The sequence below is a fragment of the Allobosea sp. genome, assembly GCF_030694325.1.
Lineage (GTDB): Bacteria > Pseudomonadota > Alphaproteobacteria > Rhizobiales > Beijerinckiaceae > Allobosea.
In genome coordinates this window covers 1-19,996 of the sequence record NZ_JAUXYO010000047.1, presented here as the reverse complement: position 1 = coordinate 19,996, position 19,996 = coordinate 1, and the positions used below count along the sequence as shown (strand labels likewise).

Sequence of the window (19,996 nt, the reverse complement as noted above, 5' to 3'; positions counted from 1 at the left end):
CTGATGGCGCGCTCCCGCAGCTCCCAGCGCTCGCGATAGTCGCGCGGCTCGATGGCGTTGGCGGCGCGCGCCATCAGGCGCCAGCCGGCGGCGCTGGCGGGCTCGGCGACCACGGCGGCATTGGCCTGGGGCAAGGCGGCGCGGGCATCCCCCCGCGAGAGCGCGGCCTCACCGGCCCGCACGAGATCGGCGGCCGAGCGGGCGCCGGCCGAGACTTCGCGCTTGAGACGCTCCTCCAGCCGCTGTCCGTCGGCGGCGAGGTCGTTGCGGATATAGGCCTTCTGCGCGAAGGCGGGATGGGCTGCGAGGCTGAGGCCCAGGAGCAGCGCGAGGCGGGGCAACAGGCGCATGGGCATGTCCTCCAGATGACGTCCCGCATTCCGCCTGTCCAAGGCAAGACCGGATCACAGGGATGGTCGCGGCGGCAGGCTATCACCAGCGCGGACCGGCGCAATCCGAAAGCGCGCGGCGCCCGGTCAGGCGCGGCGGCTGGCCGAGGGTCGGGTGCCGGAATCGCTTGCAGGGCCTGTCGATCTGACGCTCAATGCCGGCCTTCGGGGTGGGAGGCGGTGATGAGAGCCCGTTCGTTGCGTCTGATCATGTCTGCGGCGCTGATGCTGCCTTTCTGTGCCGTACTATCAGTCGGAGCGCTCGCGCAGGCTCCCGCCTCCGCCGCCAATCCGCAGCTCGCCGCCGGCCAGGCCGGTTTCGAGAGCCTGCCCGAGCCGGAGCGCCGGGCGATCCAGGCCGATCTGATCTGGAGCGGACATTTCAACGGGGCGGTCAGCGGCAGCTACGGGCCGCTGACCTTCCGCGCGATCAACGCCTTCAAGGCGGGGAAGGGTGCGCCCGACGGCGTGCTGACACCGAGCGAGCGGCGCAGCCTCGCCCAGGCGGCGCAGGCAGCGCGCGAAGCGGCGGGCTTCCGCGTGATCGCCGACGAGCGCACCGGCCTGCGCATCGGCATTCCGACCGCCGTGCTGCCGAAGCGCGATGTCTCGCCCTCCGGCAGCCGCTGGCAAAGCGCCGACGGCAAAATCACGCTCGATACCTCCGCGACCCCTCCGGGTGAGACGCTGGAGGCCGTCTACGAGAAGGCGACGGCGCCGACACCGAACAATCCGGGCCGGAAGATCACCTACAAGCTGCTGCGGCCGGATTTCTTCGTCGTCACCGGCGAGACACCGACCGGCAAGTTCTATCGGCGACTCGCCGCCGGCCCGACGGGACTGCGCGGCTTCTCGGTCGGCTACGACAAGGCGCTTTCGGGCACTGTGGACAAGCTCGTGATCGCGATCGCGGCGAGCTTCGAGCCTTTCCCGGGTGGTCCGTTGCCGGCCGCTTCGGCCGTGGCATCCGTTCCCGCGGCTCCCGTGGCGGCGACGGCCGCCGCCGTCGCCCCGCTTCGTCCGACGCAACGTCATGGCGTCGCGGTTGCCGTCGCCGATCGCGTGGTGGCGACGGCCGCCGCCGCCATTGAGGGGTGTCGGTCCCTCCAGGTCGGCGGGCGGGCGGCCCAGTTGCGCGGGACGCCCCAGGGCGGGATCACGCTGCTCGAAGTCCAGGGAGGGGCGGCGCTGCCGGTTCCACCGGTGCGCCGCGAGGCCCTCGGCGAGGGCGAGCCGCTGCTGCTCCTGGCCTTTGGCGACGAGGGCGGGCGGCGCGTGTCCCTCGCCCTGCCGGGGCAGAGCGTGACGATCGGCTCCGCTTCGGCGGTGTCGGCGCCGCTGCAGCCCGGGCAGGCCGGCTCTCCGGTCTTCGACCGGCAGGGGCGGCTGTCGGGCGTCGTGACCGGCAACCCTTCCGACAAGGTGCTCGTCGCGGGCGTGGCGCCCCAGCGCAGCTACGCCGTGGCCGATGGAAGCGCGCTTCAGGATCATGCGGCGAGGAGCGGTCTGCCGCCGCGCACCCCTGCGGCTGCCGGGCCCGACCTCAGCACCGGGGCCATCGTCGAGACGGTCGCCGCGTCGGTCCTGCCGATCGCCTGCGCCTTGTAGAAATTGTGCCGAGACAGTTGTCTCTGCGGCGACAATCGGTTCAGATGCAACCGTCCACGCAAGGGCGCCCCGTCGACGACGAGGAGCGCTCGGTGACTAAATCGATTTAGGGGAGGAGAATCGAATGAGCGACATCATCAGCAGGCGAAGCGTTCTCGCCGGGGCGGCCGCTATGGGCGCGTCTGGGCTCATCGCAGCCCCGGCCATCGCGCAGGCGAAGTGGCCGAGCCGTCCCGTGACCCTCGTCTGCCCCTGGGGAGCGGGCGGCGGCACCGATGCGACCGCGCGCATTATCGGCGCGATCCTCGAGAAGAATCTCGGCCAGCCCTTCAACGTGGTCAACCGGACCGGCGGATCTGGCGTCGTCGGCCATTCGGCGATCGCGACCGCTGCGCCCGACGGCTACACGATCGGCATGATCACGGTGGAAATCACCATGATGCACCATCAGGGCCTGACCGAGCTCAACCCGACCAGCTACACGCCGCTGGCGCTGATGAACGAGGATCCTCCGGGCGTACAGGTCAAGGCCGACTCGCCCTATCAGAACATCAAGGCGCTCGCGGACGCGATCAAGGCCGCTCCCGAAGGCAAGTTCAAGGCCTCGGGCACCGGCCAGGGCGGTATCTGGCATCTCGCGCTGATCGGTTGGCTGCAGGCCATGGGGCTGAAGCCGAACCATGTCGCCTGGGCGCCTTCCAACGGCGCGGCACCGGCGATGCAGGATCTCGCCGCCGGCGGTATCGACATCGTCACCTGCTCGGTGCCGGAGGCCCGCGCCATGATCGACGCCGGCAAGGCGAAGTCGCTGGCGATCATGGCCAAGGCGCGCAATCCGCAGTTCAAGGACGTGCCGACGCTGAACGAGACGCTCGCCATCAACTATTCCGTCGGCGCCTGGCGCGGCATCGCCGGTCCGAAGGGGCTGCCGGACGCGATCCAGGCGACGCTGACGACGGAGCTCAAGAAGGCCTTCGATTCCAAGGAGTTCCAGGATTTCATGAACGCCCGCGGCTTCGGCATGACCTATCAGGACCAGAAGGGCTTCGCGGCCTTCATGGCCGAGGGCGACAAGGCCATGGGATCCGCCATGAACGCGGCCGGCCTCGCCAAGAAGCCGGCGTAACGCTCCAGACGCCCGCGATCGCGCCAGCCGCGCGGCCGGGGGCGTGTCATCGTCATGGCGCCGCAGCGCCATGACGGCTTCCCACCTCGAGAGAGTCTGTTCGATGCGCTTCAACGATGCCGTTGTCGGCACCGCGTTCCTGCTGCTCGCCGGCGCGATGATCGCGATGACCTTCACCTTTCCCGCGTTCCCGGGTCAGAAATACGGGCCCAGCCTGTTTCCGCGGATCATCGGCGGCGGGATCATTCTCTGTTCGGTCCTGCTGATGCTGCGCGAATGGCGTGGCGGGGGGCGTCCCCTGCTGGTGCTCGACGCGTGGGCGCGCCGTCCGGGGCGGCTCGCCTCCTTTGCGCTGATGCTGGCGGCGATGGTGTTCTACATTCTCGCCTCCGAGCCGCTGGGCTTCATGCCGACCGCCTTTCTCATCCAGCTCGTTCTGTTCCTGTGGTTCGGCGTGCGACCGATCACGGCGCTGATCGTGGCCAGCGTGATGACGATCGCGGTGCAGTACTTCTTCGGCAGCCTCATGCGGGTCCCGCTGCCGCGCGGCATCCTCGACAGCGTGCTTTGAGGAGACCGGCATGACAGCGATTTCCACCGCCTTCGGGCTGGTCTTCGATCCGACGGTTCTCGCCGTCATCATGGGTTCGGCCATGTTCGGCATGTTCGTCGGTGCCATGCCCGGCCTGACGGCGACGATGGCGACGGCGCTGCTGGTGCCCGTCACCTTCTTCATGGCACCCGTGCCGGCGCTCGGTGCCATCGTCACCGCGACCGCGATGGCGATCTTCGCAGGCGACATTCCCGCCGCGATGTTGCGCATGCCGGGCACGCCGGCCTCGGCGGCCTATGCCGACGAGAGCTATGAGATGACCAAGAAGGGTCAGCTCAACCTCGCCATGGGCGCCAATCTGGTATTCTCGGTGCTCGGCGGCATCTTCGGCGTCGCCATCCTGATCCTGCTCGCGCCGGTGCTGGCGGAAGTGGCGATCAACTTCTCGTCCTTCGAGTACTTCTGGCTGGCCTGTCTCGGCCTGACCTGCGCCGTCTTCATCGGGACGGGCGATCCGCTGAAGGGCCTGCTCTCGCTGTTCATCGGACTGGCGATCGGCTGCATCGGCATCGACCCGGCGGCCGGACAGCCGCGCTTCACCTTCGGCAATGTCGATCTGCTGTCGGGCATCAATTTCATCCCGACGCTGATCGGCATGTTCGCCGTTTCCGAGTTGCTGCGTGGCGCGGTGACGATGGAGAAGGGCGGGCATGTGGTCGCCCAGGCTGTCGGCAACCTGATGACCGGCATCGGCGGCGTGATGAAGCGGTACTGGTTCAACTTTCTGCGCGGTTCGATGATCGGCACCGTGATCGGCGCCCTGCCGGGCGCTGGCGCCGACATCGCATCCTGGGTTTCCTATGCGATCTCCAAGAAGACCTCCAAGGAGCCGGAGAAGTTCGGCAAGGGGCATGTCGAAGGGATCGTGGATGCGACCTCGGCCAATAATTCCGCGCTCGGCGCGGCCTGGATCCCAGCGCTCGTCTTCGGCATACCCGGCGATTCCATCACGGCCATCGTCATCGGCGTGCTCTACATGAAGGGGATGAATCCGGGCCCGAGCGTGTTCCTGCAAACGCCGGAACTGATCTACGCCGTTTTCATCATCTTCATCCTGGCCAATCTCCTGATGTTCCCGCTCGGCTGGGCGGCGATCAAGTCGGCCAAGCAGATCCTGCGCGTGCCGCGCAACATCCTGCTGCCGATCATCCTGATCTTCTGCATCGTCGGCTCCTACGCCATGACGAACTCGCTCTACGGCGTCGTTCTAATGGTGGGCATGGGCGTTTTCGGCTGGCTGCTGGAAGAGCATGGCGTGCCGGTCGCGCCGCTGATCCTCGGGCTCGTGCTCGGCGAGATGCTGGAGCAGAACTTCATGTCGTCGATGATCAAGGCGGACGGGTCGCTGCTCGGCTTCCTGTCGCGGCCGATCGCTGGCGTCCTCGGCGTCTGCACGATGGCGATCTGGGCTCTCATGATCTGGCGCGCGCTGACATTCGGCGCCTCGCGAGCAGCGGCGGGCGCGAAGGCCTGAGGTCTTCGCGGTGGCCGGGTCGGGATGCTGCAGCCTTCCCGACCGCTCTCAGCGCCTGAGGAAGGCGGCGAAGGCGGCCTGGGCCTCGGTCGAGCGCAGCCGCTCGCCGAAGTGCCGCGCCTCGGTGGCCAGCGTTTCGGCGACGCTCGCCGCCTGGCCGCGCTTGAGCAGCATCTTGGTCAACGCGACCGATTGCGGCGGCAGGGCCGCCAGCGCCTTCGCCTTGTCGAGTGCGGCCTCCAGCGCCTTGCCCTCGGCGACGACGCCATTGAGAAGGCCGGCCTCCAGCGCCGCCTGCGGGCCGAAGCTCTCGCCGAGCATCAGCAGTTCCGCGGCGCGCTTGGAGCCCGCCACGAGCGGCAGCAGATAGCTCGAGGCGCCTTCGGGGCAGAGGCCGAGCGTGACGAAGGGCATGCGGAACATCGCGCCGGCCCCGGCGAAGGCGAGGTCGCAATGCAGCAGCATCGTGGTGCCGATGCCGACGGCGAAGCCCTCCACGCCTGCGACGACCGGCTTCGCCGCCGTCGAGATCGCGCCCAGGAAGTCCATGGCGACGCGGGCGCCGTCATCGGCGGATGCCGCGAAGTCGCGAATATCATTGCCGCTGGTGAAACAGCCTCCCGCGCCGGTGACCACGATGGCGCGGATCTCCGCATCGGCCTCTGCCGCGGCAAAAGCGGCGATCAGGCCGAGATAGCTGGCACGGTCGAGCGCGTTCTTGCGCTCGGGTCGGTTCATCGTGATCTGCAGGACGCCGGGCGCCATGGTTTCGGTCAGAACGGCGCTCGTCATCCCCGGATCTCCATCCCATGTCCCGGCCGGGTCCCGCGGATCGACGCTCTAAGGCCCGGCTCTCGGAGGGAGGCTTGGCATGGCGCTTCGCCGGGGGTCAAGCCAGTGGCCTGCTTGACAAAGGGGACCTCCGCCATGTCCTCCTTCGCCCTCGACCGGCCGCGCCCCAGCGCCGGCACAGCAGGGACGCATGCCTATGGAGACCGTCCGGCTCGCCCGTCAGGGCGAGATCGCGATCGCGACGATCGACAACCCACCCGTCAACGCTCTCGGCCGGGCCCTCCGGGCCGATCTCGCCCGCGTCATCGCGGAGGCGGGTGCCGATCCGACGGTGAGCGCCATCGTGCTGGCGGCGGCGGGCCGCGCCTTCATCGCCGGAGCCGACATCAGCGAGTTCGGCAAGCCGCCGCTCGCGCCCTATCTGCCCGACGTTCTCGACGCCATCGAGGCCTGCCCGAAGCCGGTCGTCGCGGCGATCCAGGGGGCCGCGCTCGGCGGCGGTCTCGAGGTCGCGCTCGCCTGCCATGGTCGCGTCGCGGCGCCGACCGCCTCGCTGGGCCTGCCCGAGGTCAAGCTGGGGCTGATCCCCGGCGCGGGCGGCACGCAACGGCTGCCGCGGCTGATCGGGGCTGCCAGGGCTTTCCCGATGATGCTCTCGGGCGAGCCCGTCAATGCCGGAAAGGCGCTGGAACTCGGCCTGGTCGATGCGGTGACGGGCGATGATCTCGTGGCGGCGGCCGTGGCGCAGGCACGCACGCTCGCGGGACGCGGCGCGCCGCGGCGTCTCAGCGAGGCCGGCGCGAAGTTGCATGCGGCCGATCGCGCCGCTTTCGAGGCGTTGGCGACGGATGCGCTGAAGAAGTCGGCCGACCTGCCCAACGTCGCCGCTTTGGTCGAGGCCGTGCGTGGCGCCTTCGATCTCGGCTTTGCGGAGGGTCTCGCGGTCGAGCGCGCGCTGTTCCTAAAGCTCGTCGCCGATCCGCGCTCGGCGGCGCTGCGCCATGTCTTCTTCGCGGAACGCGAGATCGCCCGCGTGCCCGGCATCGGCGCCGCGGTGAAGCCGCGCCCGATCGCGAAGGCGGCGGTGATCGGCGCCGGCACGATGGGCGGCGGCATCGCGATGTGCTTCGCCAATGCGGGCATCCCGGTGACGCTGATCGAGCAGGAGCAGGCGCAGATCGACAACGGCATGAACCGGGTCGCGGCCATCTACGAAATGTCGGTGACGCGCGGCTCGCTGACGCCGGAAAAGCGCGACGCGCGCCTGGCCCTGATCACGCCCGCGGTGGGTCTCGCGGCCGCCGCCGAGGCCGACATCGTGATCGAGGCCGCTTTCGAGGAGATGGGCGTCAAGCAGCAGATCTTCGGCGCGCTCGACGGCATCGCCAAGCCCGGGGCGATCCTCGCCAGCAACACCTCCTATCTCGACGTACCCACCATCGCGGCGGCGACGAGGCGGCCGCAGGACGTGCTGGGGATGCATTTCTTCAGCCCGGCCAATTTCATGAAGCTGCTCGTGGTGGTCCGCCCCGCGGGCGTCGCCGAGGATGCGGTGGTCACGACGATGGCCCTGGGCCGCCGACTCGGCAAGGTGCCGGTCGTCGTCGGCAACGGCTTCGGCTTCGTCGGCAACCGCATGCTGGAGGCCCGCACCCGCGCGACCGAGCGGCTGCTGATCGCCGGCGCGCTGCCGCATGAGGTCGATGCGGCGCTGACCGGCTTCGGCTTCAAGATGGGCCCCTGCGCCATGGCCGATCTCGCGGGCAACGACATCGGCTGGCGCTCGCGCAAGGCGCGCGGCAAGACGGCGGCGGTCGCGGATGCGATCTGCGAGGCCGGCTGGTTCGGCCAGAAGACCGGGCGCGGCTATTTCCTCTATCCGGAAGGCGCCCGCAGCGGGCAGCGCGACCCGGAGGTCGAGGCGCTGATCGCGCGCATCTCGGAGGAACAGGGCGTGACGCGGCGCAGCTTCACCACTGATGAGATCCTGTCGCGCCTGCTCGACCCGATGGTGAACGAGGGTGCGCGCATCCTGGATGAGGGCATCGCGGCGCGCCCCGGCGACATCGACGTGATCTGGCTCAATGGCTACAACTGGCCGGCCTGGCGCGGAGGGCCGATGTATTGGGCCGACACGGTCGGTCTGGCTACCATCGTCGCGCGGCTGGAGCAGCAGGCGGCCGAAACGCGCGACGTCACGCTGCAGCCGGCACCGCTGTTGCGCCGGCTCGCGGACGAGGGCAAGGGCTTCGCCGATCTGAAGACCAGCGCAGTCTAACCGCGCTGTCATCCCGGACGCAGCGAAGCGGAGATCCGGGATGACGGCGGAGATCGAAACAGCGTCGACCTGACAAAGGAAAAAACCCTCCATGACCGAAGCCGTCATCGTTTCCACGGCGCGCACGCCGATCGGCAAGGCCCATCGCGGGGCCTTCAACCAGGTCCGCGGCGCCGACATGGCGGCCCATGCGATCCGCCATGCGCTCGCACGCGCGAGGCTCGAGCCGGAGGCGGTCGAGGAGGTGGTGATGGGCTGCGGCTATCCGGAGGCCGCGACAGGGCTGAACGTCGCCCGCCATGCCGCACTGGTTGCGGGGCTTCCCGTTCAGTCGGCCGGCGTCACCGTCAGCCGCTTCTGCGCCTCCGGGCTGGAGGCGATCGCCCATGCGGCGCGGCGGGTGGTGATGGACGGGGTGCCGGTCGCGGTCGGCGGCGGCGTCGAGTCGATTTCGCTGGTGCAGCCGGTGACCCGGCGCGACCTCGCCCTGAACGACTGGCTGCTCGCCAACAAGCCGACGATCTACACGACGATGATCGAGACCGCCGACATCGTGGCGCAGCGCTACGGCATCTCGCGCCAGGCGCAGGACGAGTTCTCGCTGGCGAGCCAGCAGCGCACCGCGGCAGCCCAGGAGCGCGGCCTGTTCGACGACGAGATCGTGCCGATGAGCGCCGTGATGGCGGTCACCGACAAGGCGACGGGCGAGGTCAGCCAGAAGCCAGTGACGCTGGCGAAGGACGAGGGCAATCGGCCCGACACCACGCTGGAGGGGTTGCTGAAGCTCAAGCCCGTTCGCGGCGAGGACCAGTTCGTCACTGCCGGCAATGCCAGCCAGCTTTCGGACGGTGCCGCGGCCAGCGTCGTGATGTCGGCAGCCGAGGCGGCGCGGCGCGGCCTGTCGCCGCTCGGCATCTTCCGCGGCTTCGCTTCGGCCGGCTGCGAGCCCGACGAGATGGGCATCGGCCCGGTCTTTGCGGTGCCGCGCCTGCTGGAGCGCAACGGACTGAGCGTGTCCGACATCGATCTCTGGGAGCTCAACGAGGCCTTCGCCTCGCAGTCGCTCTATTGCCGCGACAAGCTCGGCATCGATCCCGACAAGGTCAACGTCAATGGCGGGGCGATCGCGATCGGCCATCCCTTCGGGATGAGCGGGGCTCGGCTCGTCGGTCATGCGCTGCTTGAAGGCCGCCGCCGCAAGGCGCGCTATGCGGTGGTGACGATGTGCGTCGCCGGCGGCATGGGCTGTGCGGGCCTGTTCGAGATCAACCCGGGCTGAACCAATCCGTCGCTGCCGCGTCTAGGTGAGGGCGCGGCCGCGGCGGATGATCTGCTGCGCTGCTCTTTATCGTGGAGATGAGACCGTGGCTTCGGGATTGTTCGCGCTGCTCGACGATATCGCCGGGATCGCCAAGGTTGCGGCGTCCTCCGTCGACGATGTCGTCGCGCAGGCGACCAAGGCCGGGACCAAGGCGGCGGGCATCGTCATCGACGACGCTGCGGTGACGCCACGCTATGCTGTGGGTTTTGCCGCAGCCCGCGAACTGCCGATCATCTGGAGGATCGCGCTCGGCTCGCTGAAGAACAAGCTGCTCTTCCTGCTGCCGGGCGCGCTGATCCTGGCGCTGGTTGCGCCCTGGCTGATCACGCCACTCTTGATGGCGGGCGGTGTCTATCTTTGCTATGAGGGTGCTGAGAAAATCCTCGAACTCGTCGTGCCGCATGCGGCCGCGAGCCCCGAGGAGGCCGGCAAGGCCGTGCTCGATCCCAAGCTGCTCGAGGAGCAGAAAATCGCCGGGGCGATCAAGACGGATTTCATCTTGTCGGCCGAAATCATGGCGATCACGCTGTCGACGGTCTCGACCTCTTCGTTCTGGATGCAGGCGACGGTTCTCGCCGTGGTCGGTATCGGCATCACGGTGGTGGTCTATGGCGCCGTGGCGCTGATCGTGAAAGCCGACGATATCGGTCTGGCGCTGGCGCAGCAGCGCTTCGCGCCGGTTGCGCTCTTCGGGCGTGGGCTGGTGCTCGGCATGCCGTATTTCCTCTCCGCCCTCAGCGCGGTCGGGACGGCGGCGATGCTCTGGGTCGGCGGCGGCATCATCATCCATGGGCTGGAAGAGTTCGGCCTGACGGGACTGGGCCATGCCAGCCATGGGCTCGCGGTCGCGGCCGGTTCGATGCTGCCGGCGGGGGGCGTCGTCGAATGGCTCACCGGCGCCGTTTTCTCGGCGGTGTTCGGACTGATCGTCGGCGGCATCGCCATCATCGCGATGCATTACGTCGTGCAGCCCATCACGAAGGGCATGGGCAAGACCGGGCAGCCCGCCTGACGCTGGCTCGCGGCGGCTAATCGAGCCAGGTGGTGAAGCCTTCGACCGGCTCGCGTTCGGCGACGAGGCCGTTCTGGGGCGCCGCAGGGTCGGCGTGCCCAATGGCGATACCGCAGACGACGATCTCGCTGTCGGGGATGGCCAATTCGCGCCGCACCACCGAGTGGAAGCGGGCAAAAATCGCCTGCGGGCAGGATTGCAGCCCATGCCCCTGCGCCGCGATCAGCAGGCTCTGCAGGAACATGCCGAGATCGATCCAGGAGCCGATCTCGAGATCGCGGTCGACCGTCAGCATCAGCGCGACCGGCGCGCCGAAAAAGCGGAGATTGGCGGCGCTCTGGCGCTTCATGCCGGCGATATCGCCCTTGGCAACGCCGAGCAGGCCGTAGAGATCCCAGCCGACCTTGCGGCGCCGCGACTGATAGGGCTCGCGGAAGGCCTCGGGATAGTAGCGGTATTCCTCGGACTGGACGAAGCCGGGATCGTCCAGCGCCGCCAGCAGGGCGCTCTCCAGCCGCGCCCGCGCCTGCGGTCCGATCACCCGTAGCTTCCAGGGCTGCATGTTGGTGCCGCTCGGCGCGCGTGACGCGACCTCGATGAGCCGGTGCAGCAGGGCGGGATCGACCGGCGTCGGCAGGAAGGCGCGGGTGGCCCGGCGGGAGGTGATGGCGTGTTCGACGGCTTGGGCGGGTGTCATGTGTCGTCTCACCTCGTCATGGTCGGGCTTGACCCGACCATCTCGGGCTCCAGCACGAACTCGCCAGAGATTCTCGGGTCGCCGCGCTGCGGCGCCCGAGAATGACGGTTGTCTCAGCCCGCTTTCCGCGCTTCGACGAACGCCGCGTGCTCCTCGACCAGCCGGCCGGCCAACGCCTTGGCAATCAACGCGCGGGTGTTGGCGAGGCCGTAGATCGCGGCGAAGGAGCCAAAGCGCGGGCCCTGATCCTCGCCGAAGAAGACCTGGTAGATCGCCTTCCACCATTCGCCCGAGACGCCGGGCCGTTCCGGCGTGGCGTTCTTGGCGGCGAGGTTCTGGTAGCGTGGGATGGCGCGGGCGACGTCCAGCGCCGTGTCCTGCACCATTTCCGCGGTCGCATCCGCCGGCAGGGCGGCAAGCGCGGCGTCGAGCGCGGTGAAGGCCGCGGCTTCCGTCTCGTCGGCGAGACGGTAATTCTTCGCCGGCTTCACGAAGTCGCGGAAATAGGCGATCGCGTAGCCGACCAGCGCGTCGAGACGGGGATGGGTCTGCGGCGAGATGCCCGGCGCATAGCGCTGGAGGAAGCCCCAGAGAACCGCCTTGTCCTCGGAATTGGCGACGGCGACGAGGTTCATCAGCAGGCCGAAGGTGATCTGCGCGCGCGAGGCGTTCTCGCCCTCGCCGGTGGCGATGACCTCGGGCTGCGGCGGCTCGCCGTGATGCAGGTGCCAGACCGGGTTGCCGAGCCGGTTTTTCCAGTCCTGCCGCTCATAGCCGCCGAGGAACTGCAGATACTCGTCGACCGCGCGCGGGATGACGTCGAAATGCAGCTTCTTGGCTTCGCGCGGGCGCTGGAACATGTAGAGCGCCAGGCTCTCCTGGGGGCCGTATTCGAGCCATTGCTCGATGGTCAGGCCGTTGCCCTTGGACTTCGAGATCTTCTGGCCCTGCTCGTCGAGGAAGAGTTCGTAGTTGAAGCCCTCGGGCGGTTGGGCATCGAGTGCGCGCGCGATCTGCGAGGAAACCTTGACCGAGTCGATCAGGTCCTTGCCCGCCATCTCGTAGTCGATGCCGAGCGCGACCCAGCGCATCGCCCAATCGGGCTTCCACTGCAGCTTGACATGGCCGCCGGTGATGGGCGTGACGAAGCGCTCGCCTGTGGAAGGGTCGGTCCAGGCGATGGTGCCGGCCTCGACGTCGCGCGCCTCGATCGGCACCTGCATGACGATGCGCGTCACGGGATGAATCGGCAGGAAGGGCGAATAGGTCGCGGCCCGCTCCTCGCGCAGGGTCGGCAGCATGATCTTCATGATCGCGTCGTAGCGCGCGAGCATCTTCAGCAGCGTCGCGTCGAACTCGCCCGCGCGGTAGCTGTCGGTCGAGGACTTGAATTCGTAGTCGAATCCGAACTGGTCGAGGAAGGCGCGCAGCCGCGCATTGTTGTGGCGGCCGAATGAGTCATGCGTGCCGAAGGGGTCGGGCACCTCGGTCAGCGGCTTGCCGAGCGCCGCTGTCAGCAGATCCTTGTTGGGGACGTTGTCGGGCACCTTGCGCAGCCCGTCCATGTCGTCCGAGAAGGCGATCAGGCGGGTGGGAATGGCGTCATCGGTCAGCACGCGAAAGGCGTGGCGGACCATCGAGGTGCGCGCGACCTCGCCGAAGGTGCCGATATGGGGCAGTCCCGAGGGGCCGTAGCCGGTTTCGAAGATCACCTCGGTCTTGCCCGATTTCTCGATCCGCGCGACGAGCTTGCGAGCTTCCTCGAACGGCCAGGCGGCCGAACGCTGGGCGGCGTCCACAAGGGCGGGGTCGAAAACCGGCATCTGGGGTGGTGTCCTCTCCAGGTTCTGCGCGAAAAATGCGAGGGAGGGGCTTTCGCAGATTGCGAAGGGCGGCGTCAATGCATCGCATCGGCTGTCGCCATCATCGAAAAGGCGTGCCGGTTTGCATTTCGATGGATTTTGCAGCTGCGCGACTTTGCCGCTTATCCGAAATGACGGCATTCGTCTTCGGCGGTTGTCGAATGGCGTGCGAGGGATAGGGTTGCGACACCGACCCGAAAGGACTGCCCACCTTGGATCCGCACCTGCACGCCCAACTGACCGCCTGGCGACGCCATCTCCACGCCCATCCGGAACTGGGCCGCGACGAGAAGGAGACGAGCGCCTTCGTCCAGGCGAAGCTGGCCGCGCTCGGCGTGCCCTTCACCGCGGGCATCGGCGGCCATGGCGTGGTGGCGACCCTGACGCGCGGCGCCTCGGAGCGATCGGTCGGCCTGCGTGCCGACATGGACGCGCTGCCGATCCTGGAAGCCAATGACCTGCCCTACGCATCCACGCGACCGCACGTCATGCATGCCTGCGGCCATGACGGGCACACCACGGCGCTGCTCGGCGCGGCCGCCCTGCTCGCCCGCGACGACAGCTGGAGCGGCACGGTGCAACTCGTTTTCCAGCCGGCCGAGGAGGGGGCGGGCGGCGCGCAAGCCATGCTCGCCGACGGCATCCTCGAGCGCTTTCCGATGGAGCGCATTTTCGCGCTCCACAACTGGCCGGGGCTGGAGGCGGGCACCATCGCCGTGCATCGCGGCCCGGTGATGTCCGAACCCGGCCGCTTCAGGATCACGCTGCACGGCACGGCGGGCCATGCGGCGCTGCCGGAGACGACCCGCGACCCGATCGTGGCCATGGGGCATCTCATTGTCGCGCTGCAGACCATCGTCTCGCGCAACATCGATCCCATGCAGTCGGCCGTGGTTTCGATCGGCCAGGTGCATGGCGGCTCGGCCTCCAACCAGATCCCGACCAGCGTCTTCATCGAGGGCACCTTCCGCACCTTTGTGGCCGAGGTGCGCGAGCGCCTGCTCGGGCGTATCCGCGCGATCGCGCAGAACATCGCCGCCACCTTCGAGATGCAGGCCGAGGTCGAGACGATGCATGGCGCCGCGACCATCAACACCGCGCCGGAGGAGGAGATCGCCGCGGCGGCCGCGCAGGCTGCCGGCGTGGGGCTACGGCGTGATCTCAAGGCGAGCACCACGGGCGAGGACTTCGCCCATTTCCTGCAGCGGCTGCCGGGCGCCTATGTCTGGATCGGCAACGGCCCGGTGCGCGACGGCGGCGAACTGCACAACGACCGCTACGATTTCAACGACGCGATCCTGCCGGCCGCGTCGGGCTGGCTGGCGGCAGTGGCGAAGCAGGCGCTGAGCGCGAACGCGCCGGCGGCGAAGGCCTGAGATCGCGCGTCATGCTCGGGCGCAGACCCGAGCATCTCTTGCCGGACGCATCTCCTGCAAGAGATTCTCGGGTCTGCGCTTCGCTCCGCCCGAGAATGACGCAGTGGCTCAGAACGGGCTCACCGGGAAGAACCGGAGATAGAGCCGCGCATAGGTGCCGTCGTCCCAGAGCGACTGCAGCGCATAGTCGAGGGAGCGCTTCAGCGGGGCCTCGTCCTTGCGGATGAGGAAGGCGACGCCCTCGCCGAAATAACGACTTTCGAGGAAGGGCCCGCCGGTGAAGGCGAGTTCGCCGCCGGCGCTGCCGGCGAGCAGCAGCGACAGGGCGACGCCATCGGCGAAAACGAATTCGGCGTCGCCGCTGCGCAGCGCCGTGACGGCGGCGGCAAGGGTGGGAGCTTCGCGGCGCTGGATGAAGGGCAGGAGCCGTTCGAGATAGGCCTGATGCGCCGTGCCGGCGACGACGGCGACGCGCTTGCCCTGGAGCGAGCGGGTGTCGAGTTCGGCCTGGGCGTTGCCGCGCGTGGTGACGAAGCGGGCGGTGCCGCGGAAATAGAGATGGCTCGCCGCGAAGCGGGCGCGGATCGGCGGCGTCAGGTTGACCGCCGCCGCCAGCACGTCGCCACGGCCCTCGGCCAGCGAATCCAGCAGCGTGTCGAAGCGGCGGGCCTGGACGGTGCAGGTCCAGCCGAGCTTCTCGCAGGCGGCGCGCGCCAGTTCGACGGAGAACCCGGTCAGCCCGCCATCGGGGCCGGCGAAGTGCAGCGGCGGGTATTCGTCGTCGGTCAGGAAGCGGATGACGCGGGGCGGACCGGGCTCGGGCCGATCGAGCCGGATGCGCGGATCCCAGAAATTCGGCACGGTGACGCGCGACTGGGCCGGCGCGGCCTGCGGGGCGAGCGTCAGCAGGGCCAGTGTGAGGAGGACGGCGCGGATCATGCGGACATCTGGCGCGAGGGGGCGGGTGGGATCAAGGGGGCGTGGTCTGCTGTCCTGACACCATCCTCGACGTCATCCCGGACAAGCCGCGCAGCGGCGCCGCTCCGGGATCCATCATAGGGCGACATGGTGCCCTATGATGGATCCCGGCGCTCCGCTTCGCTGCGGCCGGGATGACGGTGTGGTTCGAGTGCTATTCTTACTCAGCCAGCGCCGCTACCGTCGCCCGGGCGCCCTTGTCGAACAGCGCCGCAAGATGCCGCTCGACGGCCTGGGTGAACCGGGTCTCGCGCGGCAGATCGGCGCCGAAGATCGCCTCGATACCAAGCAGCGAGCGGCTCAGTGCGGCCGCATCGCGGCCGGCGGCATGGGCCTTCTCCGCGAAGGTCGAGGCAAGCGGGTCGCGGACATCGATCGTCGCGCCCTTTTCGTCGGTGCCGGAGACGTAAGCCATCCAGGCCGCGACGCCGAGCGCGAGATGGTCGATCGGGGCGTCCTGCCTGAGCCGGTCGCGGATGGTGCCGAGCAGGCGCTGCGGCAGCTTCTGCGAGCCGTCCATGGCGATCTGCCAGGTGCGGTGGCGAATGGCGGGATTGCGGAAGCGGGCGAGAAGCGCCTGCGCATAGTCTCCGAGGACGACGCCCTGAGGCGCGGGAACCGTCGGGATGATCTCGGCCCAGAGCCCTTCCAGGAAGCGGGCGAAGACCGGGTCGCCGCTGGCCTCCGAGACCGTCTCGTGGCCGGCGAGATAGCCGAGATAGGCAAGGCTCGAATGTGCGCCGTTGAGCATGCGCAGCTTCATGAACTCGAAGGGTGCGACCTCCGAGACCATCTGCGCGCCGACCTTCTCCCAGGCCGGGCGGCCGGCGGCGAAGACGTCCTGGATCGCCCATTGCCGGAAGGGCTCGCCGATCACGGGCGCAGCGTCCTCCAGTCCGATCAGGCCCGCGACCTCGGCGATGTCGGCCTCGGTCGTGGCAGGCACGATGCGGTCGACCATCGTGGCGGGGAAGGCGCCGTTGGCCTCGATCCACTGGCTCAGGCCGTCGTCGCTCAGGGCGGCGAAATCGCGCACCAGCCCGCGCAGCACGCCGCCATTGTGGGGGAGGTTGTCGCAGCTCAGCGCCGTGAAGGGGCCCAGGCCTGCGGTGCGGCGGGCCTTCAGGGCCGCGACGATCAGGCCCACCGCCGAGCGGGGTCTGAGCGGGTTGGCGAGGTCGTGGACGATGTCGGGATGGTCGGCTTTCAGCCGGCCGGTGGCTGGGTCGTGGCAATAGCCCTTCTCGGTGACCGTCAGCGAGACGATCCGCGTATCGGGGGAGGCCATGCGCGCGATCAGTGCGGCCGGGTTCTCCGGCGCGACCAGCACCTCACCGAGGCAGCCGATGAGGCGCAGTTCCGGTCCGGCCGGGGCGCGCTTGAGCAGGGTGTAGAGCCCGTCCTGGGGCTTCAGCCGGTCGCGCTGGTCGGGCCGCTGCAGGCTCGCGCCGGTGACGCCCCAGGCGCCGAACTCCAGCTCCAGCGCGTCCTCGGTGTATTCGCAGAGATGCGCGCGGGCGAAAGCGCCCAGGCCGAGATGCACGATGCCCGGCGTCAGCCGCGCGCCGTCATAGGCGGGGCGGCGGACCGTAGCGGGCAGGGAGGCAAGGGTTTTCGTCGTCAGTCGTGTCAACGGAACATGCCCGGCAGCCAGAGGGAGAAGGCCGGGACATAGGTGATCAGCAGCAGCACGGCAACGCTGGCGCCGTAGAAGGGCCAGATCGTCTTCATGGATTCGCTGATCGACACCTTGCCGATGGCGCAGGCGACGAACTGGACCGAGCCGACGGGCGGCGTGTTCAGCCCGATGCCGGCGTTGAGGATCAGGATCACGCCGAAATGCACGGGATCGACGCCGATCGCCTTGACCACGGGCAGAAAGATCGGCGTGCAGATGATGATCATCGGCGCCATGTCCATGAAGGTGCCGAGCACCAGCAGGATGACGTTGATCATCAGCAGGATCACCAGCGGGTTGTCCGAGATCGCCTGCATCAGTGCGATCGTTGCCTTCGGCACCTCGAGGAAGGCCATCAGCCAGCCGAAGGAGCTCGCCGCGCCGATGATCAGCAGCACCATGGCGGTGGTGCGGACCGCGCCGAGCGTGGCGTGCGTGAAGCCCTTCAGGTCCAGGCCGCGATAGACGAAGATCGTGATCAGCAGCGCGTAGATCACCGCGATGCAGGATGATTCTGTCGCAGTGAAGATGCCGGAACGGACGCCGCCGAAGATGATGCCGATCAGCAACAGGCCCGGAGTCGCCGCCACAAAGAGGCGCGCGACCGTCAGGAAGCCCGGGAAGATGTCGGCAGGATAGCCGCGGTTCACCGCGACGGCCCAGGCAGCCACCATCAAGGCGAGGCAAAGCATCAGTCCGGGAAGGACCCCCGCCGTGAACAGGTCGGCGATCGAGATCGTGCCGCCGGCCGCCAGCGAATAGATGATCATGTTGTGCGAGGGCGGGATCAGCAGCGCGATGATCGCGGAATTGGCCGTGACGTTGACGGCGTAGTCGGGTGCATAGCCGCGCTTGACCATCTGCGGGATCATGATTCCGCCCACCGCCGAGGCGTCCGCCACGGCTGAGCCGGAGATGCCGCCGAATAGCGTGCAGGTGATGACGTTGACCTGGCCCAACCCGCCGCGCAGATGGCCAACCAACGAGGAGGCGAACTGTATCAGGCGGTCGGCGATGCCTCCGCGGATCATCAGGTCGCCGGAATAGATGAAGAAAGGGATCGCCAGCATGGCGAAGGCGTTCATGCCGGTCGACATCTGCTGGAAGATCACGACGGGCGGAATGCCGATATAGAGCACCGTCGCCATCGAGGAGAGCCCGAGGCAGAAGGCCACGGGCACGCCCATCAGAAGGAGCGCGGCGAAAGAGGTGAAGAGGATCGTGATCGCCATCGCTCAGGCCTCCCCGCCAAGACCGTTGGCGTTCAGCGGCATTGGCGCAAGCTTCTCGCCTGTGAAGAAGAGCAGCAGCTTCTCGATCGAGAACAGCGCGATCAGCGCGCCGCCGGCGATGATCGGGACGTAGTCCCAGCCCTTGGAGATGCCGATCATCGGCAGGCGATCGCTCCAGACCTTGGCGGCGAGCTCGGTGCCGTACCAGACCATGGCAAAGGCGAAGAGCGTCACCAGCACCTCGTTGGCGACGATGAGCACGCTTTTCGGCGTGCCGCGCAGGTAATGGAGACCGACATCGAAGCCCATATGGTCGAGCTCGCGGACACCGACCGAACCGCCCAGCAGGATGAACCAGAGCATCAGGAACAGAGAGGCCGGCTCGCCCCAGGTCGGTGTCGCGTTGAGGACGTAGCGGCCGAACACGGTCCAGGCGACGATCGCGGTCATGGCGATCAGGCCCAGGCCCGCCGCGAGCAGGGCGACCAGGCTGAGTCGTGAATTGATGCGTGTGAGCATCCGGGCAAAGCCGCTCATGGACAGGTCCTGACAGGGGCGGGAAACGGAAACGGGCGGCGGGAGGCCGCCGCCCGGGGAACGACGGGGGCGGGGCTACTTGACCGCCTGGATCTTCGCGACGAGGTCCTTGAGGGCCGCGTCGGTAACGAACTTGTCGTAGACGGGCTTCATCGCGTCGATGAAGGGCTGTTTCTCGACGGTGTTGATCACGGCGCCGCCGGCCTTGACCTTGGCTTCCGAGGCTTTTTCGCGGGCGTCCCAGAGTTCGCGCATCTTGGCGACGGACTCCTTGGCGGCGACCTTCATGATCTCCTGGTCTTCCTTGGAGAGCTTGTCGAAGCTGCGCTTGGACATGACCAGCACCTCCGGCGAGAGCGAGTGCTCGGTCAGCGAGTAGAACTTCGAGACCTCGAAATGCTTGGTCGACTCGAAGGACGGCCAGTTGTTCTCGGCACCATCGATGACGCCGGTCTGCAGGGCAGAGTAGACCTCGCCAAAGGCCATCGGCGTCGCATTGGCGCCGAGCGCCGAGACCAGCGCGACGAACATGTCCGACTGCTGGACGCGGATCTTCATGCCCTTCATGTCGGCAGGCGTGTTGATCGGACGCTTGGAGTTGTAGAAGGAGCGCGAGCCGGAATCGTAGAAGGCGAGGCCAACGAGATCGTGCTTCTCGAACTCCTTGAGGATCGAATCACCGATCGGGCCGTCCATCACGGTGCGCATATGCGCGACCGAGCGGAAGATGAAGGGCAGGGACGGCACGTTGGTCGCCGGGATCAGGTTGTTGAACGGCGCCATGTTGATGCGGTTCAGGTCGATCACGCCGAAGCGGGTCTGCTCGATCGTGTCCTTCTCGTTGCCGAGCTGGGCCGAGTGGAAGACGTTGATCTTGATGCGGCCCTTGGTGCGCTCCTCCAGCAGCTTGCTGATGTGGCGGACAGCCTCGACCGTCGGATAGTCGGTCGGGTGGATGTCGGTGGACCGCAGGACGGTCTGGGCGGCTGCGGGAAGCGCGACCGACGCCAGCATGGCGGCGCC

17 protein-coding genes are annotated in these 19,996 nt (G+C 68.2%); 8 read left to right on the top strand and 9 right to left on the bottom strand.

The window, feature by feature from the left end:
- Positions 1-350 (bottom strand): hypothetical protein (locus Q8M82_RS02505; RefSeq protein ID WP_305689801.1); only part of this gene is annotated, 350 nt, incomplete at its 3' end.
- Between the two features lie 222 nt (positions 351-572).
- Here Q8M82_RS02505 and Q8M82_RS02500 point away from each other — a divergent pair.
- The 4 genes from Q8M82_RS02500 (at position 573) to Q8M82_RS02485 (ending at position 5,210) form a co-directional block, all read left to right on the top strand.
- Positions 573-1,997, top strand: coding sequence for a serine protease (locus Q8M82_RS02500; protein WP_305689800.1), 1,425 nt, complete (start codon positions 573-575; stop codon positions 1,995-1,997).
- Positions 1,998-2,121: 124 nt separating this feature from the next.
- Positions 2,122-3,123 carry a tripartite tricarboxylate transporter substrate binding protein gene (locus Q8M82_RS02495; protein ID WP_305689799.1) on the top strand — a complete coding sequence of 334 codons (1,002 nt, stop codon included), beginning with the start codon at positions 2,122-2,124 and terminating at the stop codon, positions 3,121-3,123.
- A gap of 103 nt (positions 3,124-3,226) precedes the next feature.
- Complete coding sequence (locus Q8M82_RS02490) at positions 3,227-3,694, top strand: tripartite tricarboxylate transporter TctB family protein (RefSeq protein WP_305689798.1); 468 nt, start codon at positions 3,227-3,229, stop codon at positions 3,692-3,694.
- Positions 3,695-3,704: 10 nt separating this feature from the next.
- Complete coding sequence (locus Q8M82_RS02485) at positions 3,705-5,210, top strand: tripartite tricarboxylate transporter permease (RefSeq protein WP_305689797.1); 1,506 nt, start codon at positions 3,705-3,707, stop codon at positions 5,208-5,210.
- A gap of 48 nt (positions 5,211-5,258) precedes the next feature.
- Here Q8M82_RS02485 and Q8M82_RS02480 read toward each other — a convergent pair whose 3' ends face one another.
- Positions 5,259-6,002, bottom strand: a complete 744-nt coding sequence (locus Q8M82_RS02480; protein ID WP_305689796.1) for an enoyl-CoA hydratase-related protein — start codon at positions 6,000-6,002, stop codon at positions 5,259-5,261.
- A gap of 190 nt (positions 6,003-6,192) precedes the next feature.
- On the opposite strand from Q8M82_RS02480, the gene Q8M82_RS02475 reads away from it, so the two are divergent.
- The 3 genes from Q8M82_RS02475 (at position 6,193) to Q8M82_RS02465 (ending at position 10,613) form a co-directional block, all read left to right on the top strand.
- Positions 6,193-8,280, top strand: a complete 2,088-nt coding sequence (locus Q8M82_RS02475; RefSeq protein WP_371126205.1) for a 3-hydroxyacyl-CoA dehydrogenase NAD-binding domain-containing protein — start codon at positions 6,193-6,195, stop codon at positions 8,278-8,280.
- A gap of 91 nt (positions 8,281-8,371) precedes the next feature.
- On the top strand, positions 8,372-9,559 hold the full coding sequence (locus Q8M82_RS02470) for an acetyl-CoA C-acyltransferase (protein WP_305689795.1): 1,188 nt from the start codon (positions 8,372-8,374) through the stop codon (positions 9,557-9,559).
- Between the two features lie 85 nt (positions 9,560-9,644).
- On the top strand, positions 9,645-10,613 hold the full coding sequence (locus Q8M82_RS02465; protein WP_305689794.1) for a DUF808 domain-containing protein: 969 nt from the start codon (positions 9,645-9,647) through the stop codon (positions 10,611-10,613).
- 16 nt (positions 10,614-10,629) lie between these two features.
- Here Q8M82_RS02465 and Q8M82_RS02460 read toward each other — a convergent pair whose 3' ends face one another.
- Together Q8M82_RS02460 and Q8M82_RS02455 are read right to left on the bottom strand one after the other, a co-directional pair.
- The gene (locus tag Q8M82_RS02460; RefSeq protein ID WP_305689793.1) at positions 10,630-11,310 is read right to left on the bottom strand and encodes a nitroreductase; all 681 of its coding nucleotides are present in this window, start codon (positions 11,308-11,310) and stop codon (positions 10,630-10,632) included.
- 113 nt (positions 11,311-11,423) lie between these two features.
- Positions 11,424-13,133, bottom strand: a complete 1,710-nt coding sequence (locus tag Q8M82_RS02455; RefSeq protein ID WP_305689792.1) for a lysine--tRNA ligase — start codon at positions 13,131-13,133, stop codon at positions 11,424-11,426.
- A gap of 251 nt (positions 13,134-13,384) precedes the next feature.
- On the opposite strand from Q8M82_RS02455, the gene Q8M82_RS02450 reads away from it, so the two are divergent.
- Positions 13,385-14,548: an amidohydrolase gene (locus Q8M82_RS02450; RefSeq protein ID WP_305689791.1), complete on the top strand. Its 1,164-nt coding sequence runs from the start codon at positions 13,385-13,387 to the stop codon at positions 14,546-14,548.
- 108 nt (positions 14,549-14,656) lie between these two features.
- Here the strand turns inward: Q8M82_RS02450 and Q8M82_RS02445 are convergent, their stop codons facing one another.
- The 5 genes from Q8M82_RS02445 to Q8M82_RS02425 all read right to left on the bottom strand — a co-directional run bounded on the left by Q8M82_RS02445 (position 14,657) and on the right by Q8M82_RS02425 (position 19,987).
- The gene (locus Q8M82_RS02445) at positions 14,657-15,487 is read right to left on the bottom strand and encodes a transporter substrate-binding domain-containing protein (RefSeq protein ID WP_305689790.1); all 831 of its coding nucleotides are present in this window, start codon (positions 15,485-15,487) and stop codon (positions 14,657-14,659) included.
- A gap of 199 nt (positions 15,488-15,686) precedes the next feature.
- A complete protein-coding gene (locus Q8M82_RS02440) occupies positions 15,687-17,159 on the bottom strand; it encodes a mannitol dehydrogenase family protein (protein ID WP_305689789.1) in 1,473 nt (490 codons plus the stop codon).
- Positions 17,156-18,436, bottom strand: coding sequence for a TRAP transporter large permease (locus Q8M82_RS02435; protein WP_305689788.1), 1,281 nt, complete (start codon positions 18,434-18,436; stop codon positions 17,156-17,158). Before Q8M82_RS02435 ends, Q8M82_RS02440 begins: the two co-directional genes overlap by 4 nt.
- 3 nt (positions 18,437-18,439) lie before the next feature.
- Positions 18,440-18,973, bottom strand: a complete 534-nt coding sequence (locus tag Q8M82_RS02430) for a TRAP transporter small permease (protein ID WP_069056667.1) — start codon at positions 18,971-18,973, stop codon at positions 18,440-18,442.
- A 75-nt stretch (positions 18,974-19,048) separates the two neighbouring features.
- A complete protein-coding gene (locus tag Q8M82_RS02425; protein WP_305689802.1) occupies positions 19,049-19,987 on the bottom strand; it encodes a TRAP transporter substrate-binding protein in 939 nt (312 codons plus the stop codon).
- Between the last annotated feature and the right edge of the window lie 9 nt (positions 19,988-19,996).